Genomic DNA, 428 nt, shown 5'->3' with positions numbered 1-428 from the left:
GTTCTGGAGCGACGTGCGCCGCCACCACGTCACCATCTGCCAGTACGTCGGCGAGATCTGCCGCTTTTTGCTGAGCGTGCCGCCGCAGCCCGACGACCGCGACCACCCGCTGCGCAAGATGGTCGGCGCCGGCATGGCGCCCGAGGTCTGGGAGCAGTGGGTGCGGCGCTTTGGCGAGCAGTTCGACATTTACGAAGGCTGGGGCTCGACCGAATCGAACACCAACACCATCAACGTCGACAACCGCGTCGGCTCCTGCGGGCGCGTGCCGTTCTGGGACAAGACCAACCTGCGCCTGGTGCGCTACGACATCGACAGCGACAGCCACCCGCGCGACGAACACGGCTTCATGCAGCTGTGCGCGGTGGGCGAGGCGGGGGAGGCGATCGGCATGGTCATCGACATTCCCGACGTGGTGGGCGGCCGCT

1 protein-coding gene is annotated in these 428 nt (G+C 67.5%); it reads left to right on the top strand.

Annotated elements, in window-relative coordinates; genetic code table 11:
- Window positions 1-13 precede the first annotated feature (13 nt).
- On the top strand, window positions 14-428 hold a 415-nt coding region (locus QZH66_RS18490), incomplete at its 3' end, for an AMP-binding protein (RefSeq protein WP_305807244.1).

It is taken from the genome of Stenotrophomonas sp. YIM B06876, from assembly GCF_030711595.1.
GTDB lineage: Bacteria > Pseudomonadota > Gammaproteobacteria > Xanthomonadales > Xanthomonadaceae > Stenotrophomonas.
This window is presented reverse-complemented; position numbering and strand designations above follow the sequence as displayed.